41 protein-coding genes are annotated in these 20,913 nt (G+C 69.2%); 40 read left to right on the top strand and 1 reads right to left on the bottom strand.

What is annotated here, in order from left to right; genetic code table 11:
* The first annotated feature begins 70 nt into the window (after window positions 1–70).
* The 23 genes from ACG2DA_RS14105 to ACG2DA_RS13995 all read left to right on the top strand — a co-directional run bounded on the left by ACG2DA_RS14105 (window position 71) and on the right by ACG2DA_RS13995 (window position 12,153).
* On the top strand, window positions 71–682 hold the full coding sequence (locus ACG2DA_RS14105; protein WP_395256422.1) for a hypothetical protein: 612 nt from the start codon (window positions 71–73) through the stop codon (window positions 680–682).
* 49 nt (window positions 683–731) lie between these two features.
* On the top strand, window positions 732–1,184 hold the full coding sequence (locus ACG2DA_RS14100) for a single-stranded DNA-binding protein (RefSeq protein WP_395256421.1): 453 nt from the start codon (window positions 732–734) through the stop codon (window positions 1,182–1,184).
* 41 nt (window positions 1,185–1,225) lie between these two features.
* Window positions 1,226–1,876: a dCTP deaminase domain-containing protein gene (locus tag ACG2DA_RS14095; RefSeq protein WP_395256420.1), complete on the top strand. Its 651-nt coding sequence runs from the start codon at window positions 1,226–1,228 to the stop codon at window positions 1,874–1,876.
* On the top strand, window positions 1,876–2,268 hold the full coding sequence (locus ACG2DA_RS14090; protein ID WP_395256419.1) for a hypothetical protein: 393 nt from the start codon (window positions 1,876–1,878) through the stop codon (window positions 2,266–2,268). The genes ACG2DA_RS14095 and ACG2DA_RS14090 overlap by 1 nt, the downstream gene beginning before the upstream one ends.
* A gap of 191 nt (window positions 2,269–2,459) precedes the next feature.
* Window positions 2,460–3,791, top strand: coding sequence for an RNA-guided endonuclease InsQ/TnpB family protein (locus tag ACG2DA_RS14085; RefSeq protein ID WP_395256423.1), 1,332 nt, complete (start codon window positions 2,460–2,462; stop codon window positions 3,789–3,791).
* Window positions 3,784–4,212, top strand: a complete 429-nt coding sequence (locus ACG2DA_RS14080; RefSeq protein ID WP_395256418.1) for a hypothetical protein — start codon at window positions 3,784–3,786, stop codon at window positions 4,210–4,212. Before ACG2DA_RS14085 ends, ACG2DA_RS14080 begins: the two co-directional genes overlap by 8 nt.
* A complete protein-coding gene (locus ACG2DA_RS14075) occupies window positions 4,209–4,844 on the top strand; it encodes a hypothetical protein (protein WP_395256417.1) in 636 nt (211 codons plus the stop codon). The genes ACG2DA_RS14080 and ACG2DA_RS14075 overlap by 4 nt, the downstream gene beginning before the upstream one ends.
* A 4-nt stretch (window positions 4,845–4,848) precedes the next feature.
* The gene (locus ACG2DA_RS14070) at window positions 4,849–5,076 is read left to right on the top strand and encodes a hypothetical protein (protein WP_395256416.1); all 228 of its coding nucleotides are present in this window, start codon (window positions 4,849–4,851) and stop codon (window positions 5,074–5,076) included.
* Entirely contained in the window at window positions 5,077–5,319 is a 243-nt protein-coding gene (locus ACG2DA_RS14065) for a hypothetical protein (RefSeq protein ID WP_395256415.1), read from the top strand.
* Window positions 5,316–5,537: a hypothetical protein gene (locus ACG2DA_RS14060; protein ID WP_395256414.1), complete on the top strand. Its 222-nt coding sequence runs from the start codon at window positions 5,316–5,318 to the stop codon at window positions 5,535–5,537. The genes ACG2DA_RS14065 and ACG2DA_RS14060 overlap by 4 nt, the downstream gene beginning before the upstream one ends.
* Window positions 5,530–6,192, top strand: a complete 663-nt coding sequence (locus ACG2DA_RS14055; protein WP_395256413.1) for a hypothetical protein — start codon at window positions 5,530–5,532, stop codon at window positions 6,190–6,192. The genes ACG2DA_RS14060 and ACG2DA_RS14055 overlap by 8 nt, the downstream gene beginning before the upstream one ends.
* Complete coding sequence (locus tag ACG2DA_RS14050) at window positions 6,189–6,515, top strand: hypothetical protein (RefSeq protein WP_395256412.1); 327 nt, start codon at window positions 6,189–6,191, stop codon at window positions 6,513–6,515. Before ACG2DA_RS14055 ends, ACG2DA_RS14050 begins: the two co-directional genes overlap by 4 nt.
* Window positions 6,508–6,720 (top strand): hypothetical protein, encoded by a 213-nt coding sequence (locus ACG2DA_RS14045; RefSeq protein WP_395256411.1) that lies wholly within the window; start codon window positions 6,508–6,510, stop codon window positions 6,718–6,720. Before ACG2DA_RS14050 ends, ACG2DA_RS14045 begins: the two co-directional genes overlap by 8 nt.
* Window positions 6,717–7,376, top strand: a complete 660-nt coding sequence (locus tag ACG2DA_RS14040) for a DNA cytosine methyltransferase (protein WP_395256410.1) — start codon at window positions 6,717–6,719, stop codon at window positions 7,374–7,376. The genes ACG2DA_RS14045 and ACG2DA_RS14040 overlap by 4 nt, the downstream gene beginning before the upstream one ends.
* Window positions 7,377–7,541: 165 nt before the next feature.
* A complete protein-coding gene (locus ACG2DA_RS14035; protein ID WP_395256409.1) occupies window positions 7,542–7,706 on the top strand; it encodes a hypothetical protein in 165 nt (54 codons plus the stop codon).
* Window positions 7,706–8,191, top strand: coding sequence for a RusA family crossover junction endodeoxyribonuclease (locus ACG2DA_RS14030; protein ID WP_395256408.1), 486 nt, complete (start codon window positions 7,706–7,708; stop codon window positions 8,189–8,191). The genes ACG2DA_RS14035 and ACG2DA_RS14030 overlap by 1 nt, the downstream gene beginning before the upstream one ends.
* A complete protein-coding gene (locus ACG2DA_RS14025; RefSeq protein ID WP_395256407.1) occupies window positions 8,181–8,747 on the top strand; it encodes an Appr-1-p processing protein in 567 nt (188 codons plus the stop codon). Before ACG2DA_RS14030 ends, ACG2DA_RS14025 begins: the two co-directional genes overlap by 11 nt.
* Before the next feature lie 60 nt (window positions 8,748–8,807).
* Window positions 8,808–9,401 carry a helix-turn-helix domain-containing protein gene (locus ACG2DA_RS14020; RefSeq protein ID WP_395256406.1) on the top strand — a complete coding sequence of 198 codons (594 nt, stop codon included), beginning with the start codon at window positions 8,808–8,810 and terminating at the stop codon, window positions 9,399–9,401.
* Window positions 9,398–10,528, top strand: a complete 1,131-nt coding sequence (locus tag ACG2DA_RS14015) for a hypothetical protein (RefSeq protein WP_395256405.1) — start codon at window positions 9,398–9,400, stop codon at window positions 10,526–10,528. Before ACG2DA_RS14020 ends, ACG2DA_RS14015 begins: the two co-directional genes overlap by 4 nt.
* Window positions 10,521–10,772 (top strand): hypothetical protein, encoded by a 252-nt coding sequence (locus ACG2DA_RS14010; protein WP_395256404.1) that lies wholly within the window; start codon window positions 10,521–10,523, stop codon window positions 10,770–10,772. Before ACG2DA_RS14015 ends, ACG2DA_RS14010 begins: the two co-directional genes overlap by 8 nt.
* Window positions 10,773–10,810: 38 nt before the next feature.
* Window positions 10,811–11,215 carry a hypothetical protein gene (locus ACG2DA_RS14005; protein WP_395256403.1) on the top strand — a complete coding sequence of 135 codons (405 nt, stop codon included), beginning with the start codon at window positions 10,811–10,813 and terminating at the stop codon, window positions 11,213–11,215.
* The gene (locus tag ACG2DA_RS14000; protein ID WP_395256402.1) at window positions 11,208–11,555 is read left to right on the top strand and encodes a hypothetical protein; all 348 of its coding nucleotides are present in this window, start codon (window positions 11,208–11,210) and stop codon (window positions 11,553–11,555) included. The genes ACG2DA_RS14005 and ACG2DA_RS14000 overlap by 8 nt, the downstream gene beginning before the upstream one ends.
* Window positions 11,548–12,153 (top strand): hypothetical protein, encoded by a 606-nt coding sequence (locus ACG2DA_RS13995; protein ID WP_395256401.1) that lies wholly within the window; start codon window positions 11,548–11,550, stop codon window positions 12,151–12,153. The genes ACG2DA_RS14000 and ACG2DA_RS13995 overlap by 8 nt, the downstream gene beginning before the upstream one ends.
* An 18-nt stretch (window positions 12,154–12,171) precedes the next feature.
* Here the strand turns inward: ACG2DA_RS13995 and ACG2DA_RS13990 are convergent, their stop codons facing one another.
* Complete coding sequence (locus ACG2DA_RS13990; RefSeq protein ID WP_395256400.1) at window positions 12,172–12,366, bottom strand: helix-turn-helix domain-containing protein; 195 nt, start codon at window positions 12,364–12,366, stop codon at window positions 12,172–12,174.
* A 114-nt stretch (window positions 12,367–12,480) separates the two neighbouring features.
* On the opposite strand from ACG2DA_RS13990, the gene ACG2DA_RS13985 reads away from it, so the two are divergent.
* From ACG2DA_RS13985 to ACG2DA_RS13905, 17 genes are all read left to right on the top strand, one after another.
* Window positions 12,481–12,930: a hypothetical protein gene (locus tag ACG2DA_RS13985; RefSeq protein ID WP_395256399.1), complete on the top strand. Its 450-nt coding sequence runs from the start codon at window positions 12,481–12,483 to the stop codon at window positions 12,928–12,930.
* Window positions 12,931–12,978: 48 nt separating this feature from the next.
* A complete protein-coding gene (locus ACG2DA_RS13980; protein WP_395256398.1) occupies window positions 12,979–13,263 on the top strand; it encodes a hypothetical protein in 285 nt (94 codons plus the stop codon).
* A gap of 58 nt (window positions 13,264–13,321) precedes the next feature.
* Window positions 13,322–13,795: a hypothetical protein gene (locus tag ACG2DA_RS13975; protein WP_395256397.1), complete on the top strand. Its 474-nt coding sequence runs from the start codon at window positions 13,322–13,324 to the stop codon at window positions 13,793–13,795.
* 3 nt (window positions 13,796–13,798) lie between these two features.
* Entirely contained in the window at window positions 13,799–14,023 is a 225-nt protein-coding gene (locus ACG2DA_RS13970) for a hypothetical protein (RefSeq protein WP_395256396.1), read from the top strand.
* The gene (locus tag ACG2DA_RS13965; RefSeq protein WP_395256395.1) at window positions 14,013–14,357 is read left to right on the top strand and encodes a hypothetical protein; all 345 of its coding nucleotides are present in this window, start codon (window positions 14,013–14,015) and stop codon (window positions 14,355–14,357) included. The genes ACG2DA_RS13970 and ACG2DA_RS13965 overlap by 11 nt, the downstream gene beginning before the upstream one ends.
* Before the next feature lie 46 nt (window positions 14,358–14,403).
* Window positions 14,404–14,646: a hypothetical protein gene (locus ACG2DA_RS13960; protein WP_395256394.1), complete on the top strand. Its 243-nt coding sequence runs from the start codon at window positions 14,404–14,406 to the stop codon at window positions 14,644–14,646.
* Complete coding sequence (locus tag ACG2DA_RS13955) at window positions 14,639–14,920, top strand: hypothetical protein (protein WP_395256393.1); 282 nt, start codon at window positions 14,639–14,641, stop codon at window positions 14,918–14,920. Before ACG2DA_RS13960 ends, ACG2DA_RS13955 begins: the two co-directional genes overlap by 8 nt.
* 192 nt (window positions 14,921–15,112) lie before the next feature.
* Window positions 15,113–15,325 carry a hypothetical protein gene (locus ACG2DA_RS13950; protein ID WP_395256392.1) on the top strand — a complete coding sequence of 71 codons (213 nt, stop codon included), beginning with the start codon at window positions 15,113–15,115 and terminating at the stop codon, window positions 15,323–15,325.
* A 245-nt stretch (window positions 15,326–15,570) separates the two neighbouring features.
* Window positions 15,571–15,963, top strand: a complete 393-nt coding sequence (locus tag ACG2DA_RS13945) for a hypothetical protein (RefSeq protein WP_395256391.1) — start codon at window positions 15,571–15,573, stop codon at window positions 15,961–15,963.
* Window positions 15,960–16,340, top strand: coding sequence for a hypothetical protein (locus ACG2DA_RS13940; RefSeq protein WP_395256390.1), 381 nt, complete (start codon window positions 15,960–15,962; stop codon window positions 16,338–16,340). The genes ACG2DA_RS13945 and ACG2DA_RS13940 overlap by 4 nt, the downstream gene beginning before the upstream one ends.
* Window positions 16,337–16,681 carry a hypothetical protein gene (locus tag ACG2DA_RS13935; protein ID WP_395256389.1) on the top strand — a complete coding sequence of 115 codons (345 nt, stop codon included), beginning with the start codon at window positions 16,337–16,339 and terminating at the stop codon, window positions 16,679–16,681. Before ACG2DA_RS13940 ends, ACG2DA_RS13935 begins: the two co-directional genes overlap by 4 nt.
* Window positions 16,682–16,727: 46 nt before the next feature.
* The gene (locus ACG2DA_RS13930) at window positions 16,728–17,690 is read left to right on the top strand and encodes a S8 family peptidase (RefSeq protein ID WP_395256388.1); all 963 of its coding nucleotides are present in this window, start codon (window positions 16,728–16,730) and stop codon (window positions 17,688–17,690) included.
* A 40-nt stretch (window positions 17,691–17,730) separates the two neighbouring features.
* A complete protein-coding gene (locus ACG2DA_RS13925; protein WP_395256387.1) occupies window positions 17,731–18,651 on the top strand; it encodes a hypothetical protein in 921 nt (306 codons plus the stop codon).
* Entirely contained in the window at window positions 18,648–19,181 is a 534-nt protein-coding gene (locus tag ACG2DA_RS13920) for a hypothetical protein (RefSeq protein WP_395256386.1), read from the top strand. Before ACG2DA_RS13925 ends, ACG2DA_RS13920 begins: the two co-directional genes overlap by 4 nt.
* 109 nt (window positions 19,182–19,290) lie before the next feature.
* Window positions 19,291–19,707 (top strand): hypothetical protein, encoded by a 417-nt coding sequence (locus ACG2DA_RS13915; RefSeq protein ID WP_395256385.1) that lies wholly within the window; start codon window positions 19,291–19,293, stop codon window positions 19,705–19,707.
* A complete protein-coding gene (locus tag ACG2DA_RS13910; RefSeq protein WP_395256384.1) occupies window positions 19,704–20,225 on the top strand; it encodes a hypothetical protein in 522 nt (173 codons plus the stop codon). Before ACG2DA_RS13915 ends, ACG2DA_RS13910 begins: the two co-directional genes overlap by 4 nt.
* The coding region (locus ACG2DA_RS13905) for a LamG-like jellyroll fold domain-containing protein (RefSeq protein WP_395256383.1) at window positions 20,225–20,913 on the top strand (689 nt) is incomplete at its 3' end. The genes ACG2DA_RS13910 and ACG2DA_RS13905, both read left to right, overlap by 1 nt.

Genomic DNA, 20,913 nt, shown 5'->3' with positions numbered 1-20,913 from the left:
AGAACCAGAACCAGAACCAGAACCAGAACCAGAACTAAAGACAGGGGAGGTATCCCCCGTCACCCCCTCTGTGCCCGCGAAACCGGCCGGTCCGACCCCCGAGGAGATTTACGCCGCCTACCCGAAGAAGGCCGGGAAGGGGCAGGCCCTCAAGGCCATCAAGTCGGCCCTGAAGCGGAAGGACGGCGCCGACCTGCTGGCGTCCGTCAGGGAGTTTGCGGAGGCGGTGGACGGGGCGGACAAGCAGTTCGTCCCGTACCCGGCGACGTGGTTCAACGGCGACCGCTGGGACGACGACCGCGACGTGTGGCGCCGCATGGGCCGCGACGGCGACCACGGCAAACAGGAGAAGGCCGCCGAGCGGGCGGCCCACGGCGAACTGGCGACGCAGGCGTGGGCGGAGGTCCGCAAGGTCTTCCGCGTCCCGATGGAGGACCGGGAGGCGTACCGGGCCGCCGCCGCGGCGTGCCCCAAGGACATCCGGGCCATCGTGGAGGCTCTGGGCGGCTTCCAGAAGCTCAAGAACACGAGGGACGGGTTCGGCGAGGTGAACTTCCGCCGTGCCTGGGAGGAGTCGCTGGACGCCCGCGACGGGCTGAACCGCAAGCGGGCGGAGGAACAGCGTCGGCTCCTCGGAGACGGCGTGCCCCTGCCGAAGCTCGGGTTGCCGCCGCCCGGCTGACGGCGAGCCCTTCAACGAACTTTCAACACCCCCAACCCCGAGACCATCAATGGCAGCTTCATTCAACCGCGTCATCGTCATGGGCAATTTATGCCGCGACGTGGAGGTGCGATACATCCCGAGCGGCATGGCCGTCGCGGACATCGACATCGCCGTCAATCGTTCCTGGTACGACAAGGCTAAAGGCCAGAGGCAGGAAGAGACCTGTTTTGTGACCTGCACCCTCTGGGGCCGGACCGCGGAGGTGGCCGGCGAATACCTCTCCAAAGGCCGGAGCGTCCACATCGATGGCTACCTCAAGATGGACGAGTGGCAGGACAAAACGTCCGGTCAGAAGCGGACGAAGCTGAAGGTCGTCGCGGACAGCATGCAGATGATCGGCGGCCGGGGCGAGGGCGACTCCGGCGGCGGCGGGAAGCGTCCCGCGAAGCGTTCGGGCGGCTCGGCGGAGGACTACTACGCGGACGCCCCCGCGGACCCGGGCGACGAAGTGCCGTTCTGAACGGCCCCTCACTGACCCCTTACCTCTCCCCGAGAAGACCCATGACCCAGCAACGCCCGGACGACCCCGTGCCGAACCCCTCGACAATCACGATGCAGGACGAACGCGAGCCCCCCGTCTCCCCCGGGGGCGTGCTGACCGGGCCGGAGATCGGCTACTTGGTCGGCCGCGGGGACATCGAGATCGACCCGTTCGACCCGGAGCGACTGAACCCGAACAGCTACGACCTGACGCTCGCGCCGGAGGTGCTGGTCTACCAGCCGAGCGACGGCGGCTTCGATACGAAGACGCGGCAGTGGTGCAACTTTGAGCTGCGGATGGGCGGCCCGGCCGGACCGCAAAAGGTCACGCTGACGGATGAAGGCCACTGGTTCTTCCCGGGCGACTGCGTGCTGGCGTCCACCGTGGAGCGGACCTACACGCCGAACCATGTGCCTCGCATCAAAGCGAAGTCGTCCGTCGGGCGGATGTTCGTGGAGGTCGGCCGGTCCGCGGCGTTCGGCGACGTGGGCTTCAACAACACCTGGACGCTGCCGCTGACGTTCGCGGTGCCGGTGAAGCTTTATCCGGGCATTCGCTTCGCCCAAGTGTATTTCAGCACGGTGGTGGGCGAGCGGGAGGCGTACTCCGGCCGGTATCAGCACAAGCCGGCCGGCGTGCAGGCGGCGACGGCGGACGGGGGGCGGATCTGATGAGCGCCCCCGACAACGCGGTCTACAGGCCGAAGCGGCTGGAGTGGGAGACGCGACACGGAAGCACGCTGCTTGCCGTCGCCAAAACCGGGTACGGCAATTACGAACTCTACAAGTCCGCCCATCTTGGAGACTTCTACTACGTCTTCACCGGCAAGGGGGCGGGCCACGGAGGAGGAGAGACGCCGGACGCCGCTCGCGCCGCCGCCCAGTCGGACTACGACGAGCGGTGGCGGCAGGGCGGGGAGCGGATGGAGGAAATGATCGTCCGGTGCCCGCTGTGCGAACGACCGGGCACGAACGACTGCCTCGCCTGCGAAGGCCGGGGAATCGTCCTCGGGGAGTTCGTCGGGTTGGTCCCCGCCGCTCCCGGGAAGGAGGGCCGGCCGTGATCTACTTCTTCGCTAACGTTGCCCTTGCCGAACGGGCCAACACTTCGGCCGCCCACCGATTCAGGTTCAATCCCCTCGCCGCGGCGGCTTCCTCAAAGCGGCGCACGTCGGCAGTTAGGAATCGGAAACACTTAGTCTCGGTCGGCGGCCCTTTCGGGCGACCCTTCCGGCCGGTTTTGCGATTTTCTGCCATGCGAGTATTGACGCCGAGGCGGCGAGGTGAAAAATGGGGGCACCGTGCAAAATGTTGCACGGCATCTATTCGGATTCAACCCCGGTTCTGCGGCGTGATTCTTGCTCACGTTATCGCTCTGAACCCGACGCAGCGTCAGGCGGCGGCGTTCCGTAGGTACGCCGGGACAGCCCGGTACGTCTACAACTGGGCTCTTGCTGAGAGTGAGAGTGATTATCGGGCCGGCCGGAAGGTTGACCTGAACGCTCTCAAGCGACGCTGGAATCTTGAGAAGCCAGACTGGGCGCGCGAAGCCCCGCGGGACGCCAACAGTCAACCGTTCGCGGACCTGCGAGTGGCCCGGGCTAACTTCTTCCGTCGCATCAGGGAGGGGCGTCCGGGACCGAAGGGGGCTCCGAGGTTCAAGCGAAAGGGTGTCCACGACGGTTTTTATGTGGCTAACGACAAGTTCCGATTTGACGGCCGGTCGGTCCGCTTACCGAAAGTGGGATGGGTCCGTTGCCGTGAAGCGTTGCGGTTCGGCGGAAAGATCCTGTCGGGCCGGGTCAAGCTGGTAGCTGGCCGGTGGTATCTGTCGGTGCAGGTGGAGGTTGCCGATGGGCAAGTCGCCCGCCAGCGGAACGCAACTCGCCGCTCGGTCGTGGGCGTGGACGTGGGGCTGACCACCCTCGCGACGCTCTCGACCGGCGAGAAGATTGAGGGACCGAAGCCGCTCAAGAGCACTTTGAAGAAACTCCGTCGTGCTTCGCGGTCACACTCACGAAAACAGAAGGGGTCGAACCGCCGGAAGCGTTCGGCAGAGAGGTTGGCCCGGCTTCACCGCCGGATTAGGAACGTGCGGGTTGACGCCTTGCACAAACTGACGACGAAGATCTGCCGCGAGAACCAAGCGGTGGTGATTGAGGATTTGGATGCAAGTGCGATGGGCCGGTCGTTGCGTCTTGGCCGTTCGGTCGCCGACGCATCACTTAGGGAGGTGCGGCGGCAGCTTGAATACAAGGCTCCGCTTCACGGTTGCCGGCTGTTGGTTGCCGACCGCTGGTTTCCATCAAGTAAATCCTGCTCAAGCTGTGGCGAGGTAAACCCGACCGTCACGCTCGGCGTGTCCCATTGGGTCTGCCCGGGTTGCGGGAAGATGCACGACCGCGACGAAAACGCGGCAAAGAACTTGGAAGCGTACGCCGCCGGGGGCTGCCCGGATGCGAAAAACGGACGCGGAGAGGAAGGCTCTGGCCGGGAACGTCTCGGTGAAACCGTTCTCAATGAAACGTCAACGGGCTGCACTGACTCGTTAGTGCGGCTTCGGCAGCAGGGCCGGACCGATGGCTGATTCCGTGCTGATGCGGTGGAAGGGCTTGGAGTGGGAGAAGTCCCCGACGGCATCGAGCCACGACCTGCGGGTCGCTCACTCGCCGGTCGGGGCGTACCAGTTCAGCGACTACGGCGGGCCGATGGCGAAGGTTGTTCTATATCAGCACGACCCTCTGAACGGCGATCTGCCGAACTCGCTGTGGTTCCAGCGGGGCGAAGATCGGGAGGCGCTGTTCGCCGCCGCTGACGCCGACTGCCTCCGCCGGATGGCGGAGGGCGGGCTGAAACCGGTCGAAGTCAATCGGATGACCTGCCCGGTGTGCGACGGGAACGGCAGCGTCTTGATGCGGCTGGGCCGCGAGTTCGTGACGTGCGTTGTCTGCTCCGGGGATAAGCTAATCACGGTCGTCCCCTCCGCGGACGAGGAGACGGACGAATGAGCCTCCGCACCACCGACCCCGAGAAGCGAAAGCGGCAGATCCAGCGGGAGCGAGACCGACAGGAACGCTCCGCCCGCCGCTGGCAGGCCAAGCAGGAAGCCGAACTCCGGCAGGCGATCGAGGACGGGACGTTCGAGTACCCGGAGCGAACGCCGCTGCCGCCGATCAGTGATAAGAAGCGGGCCGCGAAGAAGGCGACGGACGCCTATAAGAAGTCCCGCCGGGAGTGTGAGGCCGCGGACCTGTTGGAAGACCTCGGGGCCATCCGCACCGACTACGGCCGGCACACGCCGTTCTGGCCGCGGGCGGTGAAACTGGACCCGCACCACATTTTGCCGCAGTCCAAAACCGGGCCGGATTTAGCGTGGAATCTGCTTGCGGTTTCCCGCCCGGCTCACGAATATATTGAGACGTTCCCGACGGTGCCCCGCGTGCTGTTCGGCCTGTGCGCCAAGTACCCCGAGGGCGTCCCGCGGCAGGTGATGCGGGACCTTCATAAGTGCTGGGGCCGCGACCCCTTGGCGGCGTTTCAATCGGCCCGCGACAACGGCGAGTTAGACGACGTGGGCGGGGTCTGTCTGGTCCCGCTGGCGGACGACGTTCTGTATTTCCAACCCCCGACGGAGGGCTGACGATATGCCCTTGGCACAAGACGGCGTACTGCCGTGCAACGGGTGCGGCCGGATGGTCCCGCCCGACGAAGACGGCGCCCTGCGGTGGGGGCCGGACGACCACCCGCTCGTCACTGCCGACGAACTGCTCTGCGGACGATGCATTCATGCGGTGTGCTCCCAGACACCAGACCCGGAGTTTGAGTCGCACGCCGCGGTCCCCACCCCCATAACCCCTACGGAGGGCGAATAGATGAGCCCGCGACAACGATTCATCGTCAACGCATGGGGCGATTTAGACGACCCGCTGCGGCTGGCCTTGGAAGGCTACCGGGTGGTGAGGACCGGAGAAGACCCCGACGGCACTGTGGATCGCGGCTGCGGGTTCTTCCTCGGCCGCAACAACGTCGGCGGGTTTGTGGGACGACTGCCGAGCGGCACGGTCCGCATCGACGTGCATCCCGCTCGAAACACCGCCGGGGAGGCCCCCGAATGAGCACCACGACCGAACCGCGGGACCTGCCCGGGGCCGACTTCGCCCGCTGCGGCATCGCGGCCGGCTGCCCGGCCGATTCGATTTGCCGTAGGGCGCTGCCGCCGACCGACAGCGAACGGCAAGTCTGGATTTATCCGTTGGAGGTGCCGCTGTACGCGCCGCAGAACTGCCAGTCGTTCGTCCCCCGGTTGGAACGGGAGGGAGCGGACCGTGGGTAGAAAACGCATCTTCGGCGACGTGCCGGAACACGTCGCGCACGCCGCCAAGGCGGTCCGCAAGGCGGTGAAGAACGGCCTCTCCCCGGCGGAGTACCGGGAACGCTATCGGCTGGCCGACACGACCGCCCGGACTCGATTGAAAGAGGCTGCGGACTGGACGCTGGCCGAGCGGCACGGCGTCGGCCCGCTGACGCGGTACTTTCCGCCGGGGACGCCGTGCCCGGAGCGCCTCTTGCCGCCGGCGGAGCGGGTCGCCCGGGTCGTGGACGCGGCCGGACCCGCGGGGATCGACGCCCCGTCCGTGGCCCGCCGGCTGGGCCTGCACCTGACCCGCGCCGCTCACCACCTGCGTGCGGCGCACGCGGCCGGCAGGGTCTGCCGCCGGGGGCGGGGCGGCGGGCGGCGGTACTTCCCGGTCGGGTCGGCGCCGGAGCCGCTGGCGGTGCGATTGCACGGGCTCGCCAAAGGGGCGGGGGCGGACGGGGTGTCGGCATATGACCTCGCCCGGTCCGGCCGTCTGGACGAGTGCGAGAACACGATCGCGGGTCGCCTTCGGGAGTTGCACGCGGACGGCCTGCTGACCCGCATCCCGAGCCCCTACGGCCCCGGCTGGCGGTACGTCCACCCGAAGCACGGCGGGGAGGCGAACGCATGAGCCGCTCCGAACATTTGGTCCGCATCGCCGACGGCCCGGAAGTCGTCGTCTCCGCTCACGCCTACAAGCGGTACTCCGAGCGGCACGGGGGCGAACCCGCGGACCTGCGGGATTCGCTCGCTCTGGCTGAGCCCGCCCAGGACTGGCTGGTCGCCGCGTCATTCGTGAAACCGCCGTCGGAACTGTGGTGGCTCGGTCCGGTTGGGTTTGTGCTGAACCCGGACAGGAAAGGCGAGTTCCCTGTGGTCGCCACGGTGCTGGATCTAACCGGCGCGATTCGGTGGCACTTTAGGCAGTCGAAAGGGGAGGCGTCCCGTGTCTGACCAACCCGAAGTCCCGAATCCGGTCCCCTCGCTGCCCGGCCAGCGCGACTTATTCGCGGAACTGGACGCCCTCGCCGAGCGGGTGGCGGTCCTCGAACAGTACGCCGCGGTCCCCGCCTCGATGCGGGGCGAGGACGAACTGAGGGCGTGCCAGATCGGTCCGGAGATGTCCGCCGCGGACGTGGTGACCGGAGGCGAACGATGAAGGTCTTGGTCGCCTGCGAGTTCAGCGGCACGGTCCGCGACGCCTTCCTCCGGCGGGGGCACGACGCGATGTCGTGCGACCTGCTACCGACGGAGAGCCCCGGCCCTCACTATCAGGGCGACGTGCGGGACGCGATCTGCCTGCGGTCGCGGTGGGACCTGGTTGTGCTGCACGTTCCCTGCACAGCGATGGGCGTCTGCGGAAACGGCACCTACGGGAAAGGGAACGCGAAGCACCATAAACGAAAGGCCGCGGTGAAGTGGACGCTCGGCGTATGGGACCTCGCCTCGTCACTGTCGTCGGCGGTCGCCCTGGAGAACCCGGCGAGCGTGATCTTCCCGATACTTCGCCGGGAGCGTGGGGCTGGCGTTCAATACATCCAGCCGTGGCAGTTTGGGCATCCCGAGCAGAAGAAGACCGGGCTCGCCCTGCGGGGCGTCCCCCGCCTGGTAGGCACGCGGAACGTGTACGACGAAATGATGCGGCTGCCCCGCCGAGAGCGTGAGCGAATCCATTTCATGTCGCCGTCGCCTGACCGCGGACACGAACGGTCGCGGTTCTTCTCGGGAATTGCGGAAGCGATGGCGGAGCAGTGGGGGAGTCCGAAACCGCGGCCCGGGGAACTGCCGTTCGGAGATCCGATCCATGAGAAATAATCCCCCGAATCCTCTGGCGCGGTGGAATCGGCCGCGCTATAAAGTGCGGACGAATTATCGGGCGAGCGACCCCGCCCTCTTGAAGCCCGGCGCGTCTCGCCGGGAGCCCGCCGCGGACGGTCTGCGGGGGCGGTGTGTCTTGGCTCTCACGACGGAGGTGCGGTGATGCTCTTTCCCCGATGGTTTCTACTGCTGGTGAACGCCGGGCTCGTCTTCTATTCGTGGCCGTGGGGCGGTCGCAAGGCGAGTTGGGGCGACCTGTTGTGTATCGGCGGGGCGGTCGCGTCCACGACGATTGTTATATGCGAGCAGTTCGGGGAGGCGTCCTAATGCCCTCCCACCCCACCGAGAGCGTGACGTTCACCGTCCCGGGCGAGCCGGTCCCCCAGCCGCGCCCCCGCGTCTACCGAGTGGGGAAGGGCACCCGCACGGTGTCCGCCCCGAAGGGGCACCCGGTCATCGCGTACAAGCACGCGGCGGAGGTCGCCGCCCATACCCACGGCGGTCTTCCGTTCGACGGAGCCCTCCGGGTCGGCCTGACCTTCGTGCTGCCGAGACCGAAGTCGAAGGTTTGGAAGCGGAAGCCGATGCCGCGGGAGCCGCACACGTCCCGGCCGGACCTGGACAATTATTCAAAGGCAATTCTTGACGGGCTCTGGCCGCTCTGGGGCGACGACTCCCAAGTCTGCGAACTGACCGCCCGGAAGGTCATCGCGGCCGGCGACGAACAGCCGCACACCGAAGTGACCGTGATTCCCCTGTCGGCCCCCGACCAACCCCTGACCCCCCAAGCGGAGACGACCGATGCCGAGTGAGCCGAAGACGCACCCGCTGGAATACCACCGCGGCGACCTGTTCGAGTTCTTGGACACGCTGCCGAACCACGACCGATTCCGGGTCGACATCTGCCATGTCGTCAACGACGTGGGCGCGTGGGGAGCCGGCTTCACCCGTCCGCTGACCGCCTGGTTCCCGCTGGCGGAGAAACGCTACCGGGAGGAAGGCCGGTTGCCGCTCGGGTCGGCCCGGTCGTGGACGAACATGGACGACCTCGGCGCGACCGGCCGACTGGTCTGCGTCCAGCACCTCTACGCCCAACGGGGGTTGATCGGCCCCGGCAATCCCCGCCCGGTGCGGTACGCGGCTCTCGCCGCCGCTCTCGGGACGGTCGCCTGCCGGCAGTTGAACGTCGGCCTGTCCGTGGACCGCTACCTGCTGCCGGCGATCGGCTGCGGGCTGGCCGGCGGCGAGTGGTCCGTCGTGGCCCCGCTGATTCGCGCCACCCTCTGCGAAGTGGCCCCCGTGACCGTCTGCCTGCTGCCGGGCGAGTTCGGCCGGTTCGTCGCCGCGGACCCGCAATACGCCGCCTAATCCCCTCTCCCCGCCGACCGCCCCCGGTCGGACCCCTGACCCCCAACCCCGAGAAGCACGATGCGAACGATTTACACCACCGGGCAGGTCGCCAAACACTGCCAAGTGGCTCCCCGGGTCGTGGTCGGCTGGTTCGACGCCGGCCACTTCAAGGGCGGCTACCGCCTACCGCACCGCGACCCCGACTCCGACAAACCGGGCGACCGCCGCATCCCCCGGGAAGCGTTGATCGCATTCCTTGAGAAGAACGGGATGCCGCTGGACGGGCTGGCGGAGCCCGAGGGGCGGGGGGCCGGACTGTGCGTCACGGTCGGGATGCCGCCCGACGGGGACGACGACCTGTCCTCCCTGCTGGACGGGATGGAGACCCGGCACGTCGCCACGTTCCTCGACTTGGGCCTCACGATGGACGGGCAGGCTCCCGCGGCGGTCGTGTTGGATTTCCGGCTGGGTTCGGCGTCGTGCGTGTCGGCGGGGTACGCCCTGCGTCAGAAGTTCCCGGGGGCCGTGCTGGTGGCCCTGCTGAACCCCGAGGACGGGCTCTACGAGACGAGCGGGCGGCCGTTCGACGCGACGGTGCGTCGGCCGTTCGACGCCGCGGCTCTGGCGGAGCGGGTGAAGACGCTGGCGGCCCGGAAGCGGGAGGCGGCGTGAACGAGCACCATACCGACAACGCCGTCCGCATCGCGCGGGCGGTGGCCGCGGAGTTCGCCCCCAAGCTTGACCGGCGGGTTCGAGCCGGCGCCCCCATCGGCCCGGACGACGTGGAGTCCGCCGCGATGTTCGCCGCCGCGAAAGCGCTGGCGGAGTTCGACCCGGACGTGTCCCCGACGGGCGACGACGGGTTCGGCGGTTACTGCGTCCAGCGCTGCCGCTGGGCGGTGACGAACGAGTTTCGCGCTCTCAAGTCGATTCCCGTGCGATCGTTGAACGACTCGCGCGAGGGCGGCGACTGGTCGGCCTCAATTCCCGACGCCCGCACCGCGCCGCCGCGGGAGACGCCCGACGGCTGGCGGGACGGGCGGTCCGGGATTGCGGTTCCGACGGGGCGTTCCGGCCGACTGGCGGCGCATCTATCCGCGACGCCGCTGCCGAAGAAGGAGGTGGCGGCGGTGCTGGGCGTCCACCACACGACGTTCGTGCCCTACCTGAAGTCCGGCCGGGGGGCGAACACCCCGCGGCTAGCGGAGCGGATGCGGCGATCGGGAATCTCCATGACCGGCCGGGTCGCGGAAGCCCGCCGACGGGTCGAGGCCCCCCGGCCGGACCGCTACTTCGCCGCGGACGCGACGGCCGGCGTGCTGGTCCCCGTCGAGGTGAAGGGCGCCGCGTCGGCCCTGCGGATGCTGGGCGTGGACTGCCCGCCGAACGCCTCCTGCCAACCGGGCCACTGGGACGCTGCGCTGCTGGGCTGGCCGGGGTGGACGCGGACGCGGGCGCTGGCCGCCGCCGCGTTGCTCGCCGCGGGCGACTGGGCCGCCCGGCGGGACTTGGACTTCCCCGGCGCTGCCGCGGAGGCGGGGTTGTCCCCCGACCCCCGGGGGTCGGGCTGGCCTCCCCGGACACACGCCCAGAAGGCCCTCTCCTGGCTCGTCGACAAAGGACTGGCCGAACGCTCGGGGGCCTATCGATACGCCCGCTACCGGGCGACGGACGCCCTGCGGGAGTCCCGCGGCCCGGTCGTGCGTCTGGTGCCGGTGCCGGAGGCGGGCGAACCGCCGTGGGACCGATACCGCCGCCTCTGGCCGGGAGAGTACCGGCGGGAGGCCGGACGTGGCTGAAAAAAGTCTCGCCGAGATGCTGGCCCGCGACGCATGGAAGGACGAGCCGCACGCCGGCGAGGACGTGGACTTCCGCAAGGACGGCAAGGAGTTCCGCACGCCGGCCCCGTCCCCCGAACAGGTGGCGGCCCGGCAGGCGGTCATCCGGGCGGAGAAGCTGCGTCAACAGCGCGAACGGGTCGTGTGTGCGACCGAGGAGCGCCACGGCTCCCCGAGGACCGGCCGCCTGCTGGTAGATCGCTGAACTGTCCTGATTCTCTCCGTCCCCCGAGAGCCCTCACGATGCCCGCTGACAAGCTCCCTCTCCCGCCGCTCCCGGCCTTCAAGCCCGGCTACTACCGCCACGCCGGCGGCGGTCTCTACGAGTACCTGGACTGCTGCTACCGCGTGGACGACGGGGACGGCCCGACGGTCCCCGAGGTGCGCTACAAGTCCGTCCGCGGACCGAACGCCGGGGCGGTGTTCACCCGCACGGTGGACCGCTGGCGGGAGCGGTTCACGCCGGAACGGGCGATCGCCGGGCAGCGCCGCGTCGGAATCGCCCCCGTGGAAGGAGTTGTCGTGACGGTCGTGAAGGCGGACGACGGCGACGTGATATTCGACTACGAGAGCGGCGAGCGGAAGAACCTGCTGCCCGGTCTGTTTCTCGGCATCTTTCCCTACTTGGAGGGACAAGCCGATGGCTGACGACTTCGCCCGCGGCGAGAAGTACCGCCGCCAGATCCGCGACGTGGAAGGCCGCCTCTGCCACGTCTACGACGAGTTCACGGCCCGCTGGGCGCCCGCCCTAATCGACCCCGCCCGGGTGGTCGCGGCCTACGACCCGCCGGACGCCGCCAGCGGACTGCCGGCCCAGATCGTCAAGAAGGCCCTGATGCCGGGCAACCGGGGGAAGGGCGACGTTGACGCGGACCTGCGGGGCGTCGTGGCGGCGGCGGAGGCGATGCGAGCGGCCCTGCCGAAGCCCGACCCCCGCGAAGACGCCCTAGGTCTCCCCTGTCCCGACGAAAGCCCGACCGATGCCTGACCCGACCGACTACGACCTCGCCATCCTGCAAGCCGGCCCCTCCGGCGTGACGCTGACCCGCAAAGCCGAGCCCGGGGAGACCGGGACGGACGTGGCGTTCCGGTTCGCCGACGCCGCGGAACTGGACGATTTCGTGCGGCAGCTACGGGCGGCCGGTCGGGAGGCGTTCGGCACCGTGTCCCCGCCCTCCGCGGAGGGGCCGGAACCGCTCAACGCCGCGAAGCTGCGATACCTGCAAACCCTCATGGTGGACTTGGGCCGCTTCTCGGAGGCGGCGGATATCCGGTGGCTACTCGACGCCGCGGAGGAACGCGATCGCTTGCGCGAAGTACAGCAAGCGGCCCTTGAGTTCAGCGAAGCCGACGACAGCGCGGAGTGGGACGAAGGGGCGCCGATCTTCCGTCTTGCGGCCAACAACGATCGGCTGTCCGCCGAGGTCCGCCGCTTGCGTGCCCTGTGCGGGGAAGCGGGCAATTTCCTAGATGCTACCGATGTTCCGGAGGCGGACGAGGAAGAACTGTGCGAGCTGTCCGGCCAGTTATGGAAGGCTGGTCGCGGCGAGCCGTTCGTCATTCCCGGGGAGGGCGACACCCCATGACCACGCCCGCGTCGCCCCTCACTCCGGGTCCGGGGGAGAGGCGGGAGGACGGCGGGCCAGTTCCTCCATGAGCTTCACGGCCAGCGGGTCGGGCTGGCGGCGGCCCTGTTCCCACGCTTCGACCGTCCGGTCCTTCCGGCAGACCTGTTCCGCGAAGGCGGCGCGGTTCATGCCGAGGCGGCGGCGGAGTTCGCGGATGTCGTCGGGCTTCACGCCGAAAGGGTACGCCGATGTCGTACTAAATGCCACCGCCGTCTCGTTCGGGCGTTGCGTTCAATACGACACTGTCGTACCATCCACGCGCCCACTAAACCCCACGTGACGACCATGTCCGACCCCCAGCCGCTTGAACTGTGGTGCTCCCGCCGCGGACGCCGGGTTTATATCGACGGCGTCGCCCCGGAGTTCGTACGGCTCCCCAGCGGCGAGACGTGCCAGCCCGGCCCGGGCAGCGACATGGAGCCGACGGTGCTGGTGCCCCGGGGCGACGGGTTCGGCGTGAAACTCGCCGTGCAACCGTCGGGGTTCCTGTCGTCCACGGAGATTGAGTGTCCCACCGCCGTGAACCTCGCCGGGGCGTGGATGGCGAACGTTTCCGGCTGCGACTACTGGGATTTCGAGGGCTTCGCGGCCGACCCGGAGGACGAAGCCTGCGCGTTCGTCCGCGAACTGACCAAGGCTGTCGCCCAGTACAACAGCCGCGTGGACCCCGAGTCGTTGGAGCGGACCTGCCAGCCGCCGCCGACGGACTCCCGCTGGTTCGCCCTGCACAACTGACCCTCGCCCCTCCCACTCCACCCCACGCCGGAAAGGCGAACCGACCCGATGACGCTTTCCGCAATCCGCCGCCAGTGCGAAGGCGGCCTCATCCCGCGAGCGACGATCGTTGACGAGCCGTCGATTTACCCAGTGGTGAAGGTGGTGCTGGAATCCGCGACCGACGCGGACCACTGCTGCTTGCATCGCTACTTCCCGTTGCACCGGCCGTCCGGCGGGGTGGATTGGCAGTGGTCGTCCGACGCGAAGGGCACGATGGCGGAATGCCTGTCGGCCCTGTCGAAGACCTACGCCGGGGACTTGGAGCACGCCGAGAAGTTCGGCGCCGCCTAACGCCCCTTCCGTCCCCTCCCGCCCCCGAACCCGGAGACCGACGATGCCGACTAACGCCATGCCTGCCCCCGACTTCCACCCGGAGCCGAACGCCCCGGGGCTGTGGTGGCTTCTGGATAACGACCTGCCCCTTTCGGCTCATGTGTTCTGGGAGCCTGAAGAGCTGGAGCCCGGCGACCTGCCGCTCGTGTCTGCAGACGGCCGCTTGGTTTCGGAGATAGAGGATGCTTCGACCCAGTCGCCCCGCTGGCACGGCCCGCACCCGGTCCCCTCGTTCGCCCCCGAGGACGGAGAGACGGTGGAGGTGGTGACTTGGGCTCTGGTTGGCCCTGATGGCGGCTACGTCGCCGAAGGTTGGAGCGGAGCGTCGTACAAGGACGCACTCCGCTTCCTCGAAGATAATGGCGACCCGCCGGAGAACTACCGACCATTCAGGCAGGTGAGCCATATCCCGAAGTCGATGCTCGCCCCGTCCTCCCCGCCCACCGTCCCGGGCCGTGTGTCCGCCCCGTCCGACGGGGAGGGGGAGTAGACCATGATTCGACGTTCACTCGACCGATTTCTCGCCGCGGTCTGGCCCGCCTACCGGAAAGCCCGTCAACGGTCACGCGACCGACTGAAGCTGACGGCCGACTTGGCGTGCGCGACCTACCTGCTGCGGACGGACCGTTCGGAGCCGCCGCCCGACTTCCTAGTGCCGCACCTGCGGCGGAACGGCATCGCCTTCCCCACTCCCCCGGAGCCCGACCGTGCCGACTGACGCCCCCGCCTTCGACCCCGCCAAGCTGCGGGAACTGCTGGACGCCGCCAACCGGCCTCTGCCTTGGACGGTCGAATACCGCGGTCACTATGACGAATGGGATGTGAACTCCGCGGCCGGCGACATGTCTGGCATCAACCGCGGAATGTTCGAGGGCGAGCCCACGGCCCAGTTGGTCGCCGCTGCCGTCAACGCTCTGCCCGCCCTACTGGACCGTTCGGACCGCCTTGAAGCGGCGGAGCGGGAGGCGGGCGAACTGCGGGAGACGGTCCGCAGGTTGAAGTTTCCGCCCCCTGCCCACGACGACCCCGGGCGATTGGGCGACCGATTCTGACCCCCTCCGCCCGCCCTGCCGCGGGCTCCCTCACGAAAGCGACACGATGGACGACACAGTGCCGTGGCTACTGTTCTCGGTCTACATCGGTGGTGCCATCTCGGTGTTCGTGGCGTTCGGAGACGACCCCGATGGCATGCTGGCTCCTCAGGATGAAGAATCGGAATGGCTACCGCAGTGGGCGTGGTCGTCCATCTACATCGTTCTGTGCCTTCTCTGGCCGGTGATGTTCGCCGGCGCATTCCTCTGGGCTCTGGCCCGTGCCGTTCGGAGAACCTTCAATGGCTGACTCCCCAGTCCGCATTCTACCCGGCCCGTGGGTGTGCGAGTTCTGTTTTCGCACCACGGACGCCGACCCGCTCCCGGCCGATTGGAAGTTCGCGTGGCAGTCGGCCATCTGCCCGGAGTGCCAGCCCCGCGTGAGGGAGGACGGCGGATATATGGTCGTCTGCGGCGGGGCGTACGCTGGCGACCGGATCGATCCCCGTGGGCTCTCTCCTGAGATGCGGGAGGCGTATCTATCGGAGAGCCCCTCTAGCGCGGACGGGGGCGAGGGGCGATAATTGCGGGCATGAGTTTCCAACTTCCCTACATGCCGCCGCCCCCGGAGCGGAATCAAACCGACGAAGAATATCGGCGAGCGTGCCGGGAGGAGTTTCTTGCGTGGCAGAGGAGGGAGGCGTGGTCCTTGGTGGCGGCCGTCGCGGGCGGACTGCTGATTTCCGCTGTCGGAATTTACCTCACTCGCTGACGCCGTGACCGACGCCCCCGCGACCATCGACGCCCCCGCGCCGGACGCCTGCCCGTTCGGATTCCGCTGGTCGGACCGGGAGGAGACCTTCGACGTGCGGCCCGGTCGCCCGTTGCCGATCCCCGGTCCCGCGTTGATCGTTGAGACCCGCCCCCGGTCGGGCGGCAAGCCAGGCTCCACCGTCGTCTTCCGTCGGATGGAGCCGATAACACGTTGACCCGCGCGGTTGACGAATCTAATCTGTGTGTGTAGCGGACCTCTGGACGGAGGCCGCCACTGTCGGTTCGGACCTCTGGACGGAGGACGGGTCGCCGCGACGTTCGGCGTTCCCCCGTGCCCGTCCCGCCTCCCCCGCCGATTCAAGGCTTGCCCGAGAAGGGTACGCACTGCGGGCGGGAAATCTGGTTCTATCCCGGCGGCGCGGTTTGCATCGGCTGCGGCACGCGATGGGTGGGCAAGTAGATGGACGACGCCTACCCGTACGTCGCCGCCGCCCCGCCGTTCATTTTCGGCACGGTCGTGCTGGCGTTCTGGGGGCTGTTCCGCCGCGGCGTGTGCGACGACGCCGCGCTGACGGTCGGGTTCGGCGTCGCCTGCTACTTCTGGACCTACCTGCTGTTCACGGTCGCCGACCGCGTGCCGACGCAGGTCACGATCTACGGCCTGTTCTACACGGCGTTCCTGTATCCGCTTCGGGCGTGGGGCGTCCGGCGAAGGCCGACCCGGGGCGAGGCCGACCGGATGGCGAAGGCGGTCAAGTCGATGCGGCGGGAGGTTCGCAGTTCCGACCCGGATATCGCCACGATCCAAGAGAATACGGCGTCGTTCCACCGGGCGGCGGGGGAGGCCCGATGAGCACGGCGGAGTGGGCCTTCAATCACGGGGTGCCGACCGGGCTGCTGGTGGTGGCCGCGGGCATCTTCATGTGGTGGGTCAAGAAGGCCAGCGACCGGGCGGACAAGGAGTCGGACAGCCGCGTCGTCGCCCTGTCGGCGATGGCCGAGAACACGACCGCGATGAAGTTCGCCATCGAGAAGAACGCGGACAACCTCGAACGCACCACCGACCACTTGAGCGTGCTGCGGCGGGACGTGGACGGCCTGCGAACCGGGCAGGACGACCACGGGCGGGCCTTGAAGCGCCTGCTGGACCGCATGGACGCCGCCGACCGCCACCCCTCGCCGGGCGTCTACCCGGCTCCCTCCCCGTCCCCCAACGAGCCCTCCCGATGAGCTACTTCGCCCCTGCTGAGTTTCCCACCGCCGCGATTCAGGACGTGATTTCTAACGTCCGCTCCGGCGACTACGTCGGCCGCGAGACCGTCGGCGCCGCCCTGTACGCCGCCGGCAAACTGAACGCCTTCCGCGGCGACGGCGACGTGTCCGTGCTGGACGCCGACCACGACCCCGACGCCCTGCGGGGCGAGTCGCTGCCGGCCCTGTGCGACCGGCTCGAATCCGCCCTGCCCAAAGAGGGCGAGGCGACCGCTCAGGCCCCGCCGGCGTGGCTGCTGCCGGTGCTGGCGATCGTCCTCGAAAAGCTGATCGAGCGGCTGGCGAAGAAGGCCGCCTGACGCTCTCCCGCCCGCATCCCCCTCACTCGTCCCGAATCGCTCTCCGATGGTCCAGACCTTCAACGCCCCCGAGGCTGATTCCGGCCCCGGCGTCTGCACGCTGCCTCCCGACTTGGTAATCGGGGGCGAGGTCGAGGCCGCCGCTGTGCCCGACCTGTGGCACATCCCAAAGGCGACCTACGGCCCGATTTGGGACGCCGGCTATGACGGCGAGGGTGAGACGGTCGCCATCTGCGACACCGGCTATGCCCGGCACCCCGACCTGCCGGAGCCCGTCGAGGCGGAGAGCTTCATTCGCGGCGAGTCCGTCGAAGATCGGCACGGCCACGGCACGCACTGTTCCGGGACGGCCGTCGGCCGGAACGGGCTCGGCTTCGCTCCCAAGGCGAAGCTCGTCATCGCCAAGTGTCTGTCGAACCGGGGCAGCGGCAGCACGTCGGCCATCGCCGCGGCGATCCGCTGGTCGGCCGATGTCGGCGCCACGGTGATTTCGCTGTCCCTCGGCGGTGGCGGCTATAGCCGCGAAACGCACGACGCGATCAAACACGCGATCTCCAAGGGGTGTGTGGTCGTCTGTGCCGCGGGCAACGCCGGCTTCAACGGCCGGCGGGACACGATCAGTTATCCGGCCCTCTACCCCGAGGCGATTTGCGTGGGGGCAACCGCCCGCAACGGCGGGATCGCCGGGTTCAGCAGCGGCGGCCGGGCGATGGACGTGGCCTTCCCCGGGCAAAGCATCATCAGCGCCGGGATTCGCGGGAACTACGTGGATATGTCCGGCACCAGCATGGCTTGTCCGGGAGTCTCCGGCACGTCCGCCCAGGTGAAGGGCGACATGCGACGGAAGGGCGTCGCCGAGTACGCCACGACCGACCAGTGGCGTGAGTTCTGGGTCGCCAACAGCGAGGACCGCGGCGCCCCCGGCAAGGACCCGTCGTTCGGCGTCGGCGTCCCGACCGCTTCCAAGATCGTGGAGAGCCTCGCCGCCCGCGAACTGAACTACGTCTGAACCCCGCCCTGTCGCCCGGCCTTTTCTCCCGCACGCAGTCATGCTTCCCCGCACTCCGATCCTCGCCGCCCTCGCCGCCCTGTTTCTCCCCGCGGTCGCCGCCGCCGAACTGGTCGTCAGCGCCTCCCCCGCGGTCGTGCTGACGACCGAGGCGGACAAGGTCGAGACCGTCCAGATCGACGGCGAGCCCGCGTTCGTGCTGACGGGCGAAGACCCGAAGGTTTCGCAGTCGTCCGCGGCCCTGATCGCCGTGCTGGCGGACGGCCCGTACAGCGTGCAGGCGTTCGCCGGCGGGGACCTGTTCAAGCCGGTCCCGGTCGCGGAGGTCGGCGGCGGCAAGCATCTACTCAAAGGTCCCGCCGGTCCGTACGCGGTGATCGTCACCGGCGGCGGGGCGTTCCAGGTCGTGCCCGTCACGATCGGCGACGCCCCGGCCCCGGAGCCCGACCCGCCGCCGCCCGGCGACTTCTCGGAACTGGCGAAACTGTCGGCCCGGCTGGCGAACGAGTTGAACGACCCGATCGGCCGCGACCTGCTGCGGGCGGCCTACGCCAAGGCGGCGGTGCAGATCGGCGAGGGGAGCCCGTCGCTGGCGGAGGCGAAGGCCCTGACGAAAGCCGCCCGGGAATCCGCGTTGCTGTCGGATCGCCCCGTGGAGAGCCGGCGGACGGACTGGTACGGCGGCTTCCTCGCCCCGCTGAACGAAGCGATCGACAAGGCGGAGATTGAGACGGTCGAGCGGTTCCGGGCCGCAGTCGAAGCGATCGCCGAGGGGTTGGGGACGGGCGGGGCGCAGGTCCCCGACGTTCCCGCCGCGGCGCCGCCGGCTCCGGCTTCGGCGTCCGCCGCCCCGGTCGTTCCGGCCCGACCGAAACCCCGCATGGAACTCCGACGGGTGAGGACGGGATGCGTGGGCGGCGTGTGTACGTTCGAGAACCGCTGGGTGGAGGTCGCCCCGTGAGCGCGTCCGTCCTCGCCCCCGTCCTGTTGATCCCGTTCGCGGTCGCCCTGCCGGGTCCGCCGTGCGACGGCGATTGCCCCGTCGGCGCGATCGGCGAGCCGGCGATCGTCCGCGAAGCCCCGGCCCGCCCGCACTATCTGGCGGGCGAACTGACGCTCTGGACGAATGCGTGGTGCCTGCCCTGCAAAGAGGTCAAGCCGCTGGCGATGAAGGCCGGCGTGCGGATCTTGGATGTGGACCTGAACCCGGAGGCCGCGGCGAAGAACGGCGTGTACCGGGTGCCGCGTCTGGACACGCCGGACGGCCGGTTCTACGGGCCGGAGGACATCACGAAGGAACTGGAGAAGGTGAAGCAAACGGCACCCACGGGTGTCAGCGCGAGCCAAGGGACCGGCGGGGGGATTCCTTTCTTCCTACCTGGAAAGGGGGTGGTCAAAACCCGAAGTGAGACGCCCGCCCCCGCCGGTCCCGTGATTCTGTACCGCGGGCGGGCCGTCTCCCCGCGGTGCGTCGGGAGGGCCTGCCGGTGACGACCCTGTTCCTGATTCTCTGCCCGTTCCTGTTCCCCGCGGACGACCGGGACCGCGTCTACGCCCACCGTCCCGGCTGCGGGGCGGGGCAGATCGGGGGTGCGCGGCAATGAGTCTCCCCGCCGCCAGCGCCGCCCTCGCGTGGTCCGTCGCCGACGAGGCCGCCCCGCCGGCCCGTCGCCCGAACGTCCTGACCCGCTTCCGCCGCGACCGCCGCCGCCGGAACGCCCGCCGGATCGCCGCCTCCGCCCTGTCGGCCCTGCACCGGGAGCCCGCCCGCCTGCCGCCGCTGGGTTCCGCCTCCGGGGACGCCGCCCGCCTGCGGGACGCGCTGGTCGCCGAGGTCCGCTCCGGCCTGTCCCCGATCGCCGCGTGGCTGCTGTCGGCCCTGATCGAGTGGGTCGTGGCCCGCCTGATCGCCCGGCTTCTGACCGACGCCCGCGGGTCCGCCGTGGCCGTCCGCGAATCCCTGCGTCGGGGGGCGCGTCGCGTCTCCCGCGTTCAACCCCCGGAGTCCGCCCGATGACCCCCGCCGCAATGCTACAGGCCCGCATCGACGGGCAGACCGACCAGCAGATCGCCGACGCCGCGAACGCGGCCCGGGAGCCGCGGCCGACATGGCTGCGGTGGGACGGCGCGGTGAAGGCCCTGCGGGACGCCGGTTACGCCGACGCCGCCGGGGCGTCCCAACGGCTGACCGCCTCCGCGAAACTGGCCGCCGACGCCGACCCTAACGCCGAGAACGCGCTGCTGGACTGGCGGGGACCGTCCGGCGTCAACTTCGGCGACGCCGACATGCGGGCGAACATTCAGGCGTTCGTCGACAATGCGAACCTGCCGTTGACGCAGGCGGACGCCGACGCCTTCCTCGCCCTCGCGCTGCCGGAGGCGGAGACTCCCGAGACCGTCGCCGCCAAGATCGCCGCCGAGCGGCTGCGGCTCTACTCCGGCGACGCCCTCGACGCCCTGAACGCCGCGGCGACGGCCGAAGACGCGGACGCCGCACTCAAGGCGCTGGCCCTGCCGGCGGGGGGCGGTAGCTGATGGCGCTCACTGACGGGCTGATCGCCTACTACGGAATGGACGAAGCGTCCGGCACGCGGGCGGACGCGCACGCCTCCTGGGACTTGGCGGAAACCGGGACCATGCCGTCCGCGGCCGGGTTGCGGGGCGACGCTGTGGACTGCGGGGCCGGCCGACTGGAAGGCGATGCGACTGCGTTCCAGACCGGAGCGGACGGGCTCGGCATCTCCGTCTGGCTACGACCGGACACCTACCCGTCGACCTGGGCGCCGGTCGACAAAGACGGGATTCGCGGGGGCGGCCTCCGGGAGTGGGGCCTACTCGGGTTCGGTACGAGTATCTATCTCTACGTCTTCGGGTCGTGGGGCAACACGGCGGCATCCGTGTCGATGGGGGCCGCCGGCTCTTGGAAGCACATCCTGGCGGAATACGACGCGGGGACGGCCACCGTGCGGATTTCGGTCAACGGGGGGACGCCCGCGACCGCCACGCACGCGGCCGGCACGCCGAACCGCAGCACGACGCCTCTCTACGTCGGCCAGCGCAGAGACACGGAGCCGTACGACGGTCGGCTCGACCTGCTGGGGGTTTGGGACCGTCCGTTCACCGCAGACGAACGGACGCAGCTTTACAACGGCGGGGCGGGCCTGTCGTACGCCGAACTCGCGGGCGGAACCGCCCCGTCCCTCTCCGTCCCCCTCTCCGTCGA

Origin of the sequence: Alienimonas sp. DA493 (assembly GCF_043951915.1) — a bacterium.
In the GTDB taxonomy this organism is placed as follows: Bacteria; Planctomycetota; Planctomycetia; order Planctomycetales; family Planctomycetaceae; genus Alienimonas.
Note: the sequence above shows the minus strand (reverse complement) of the source record. Positions and strands in the feature narration are given on the sequence as shown.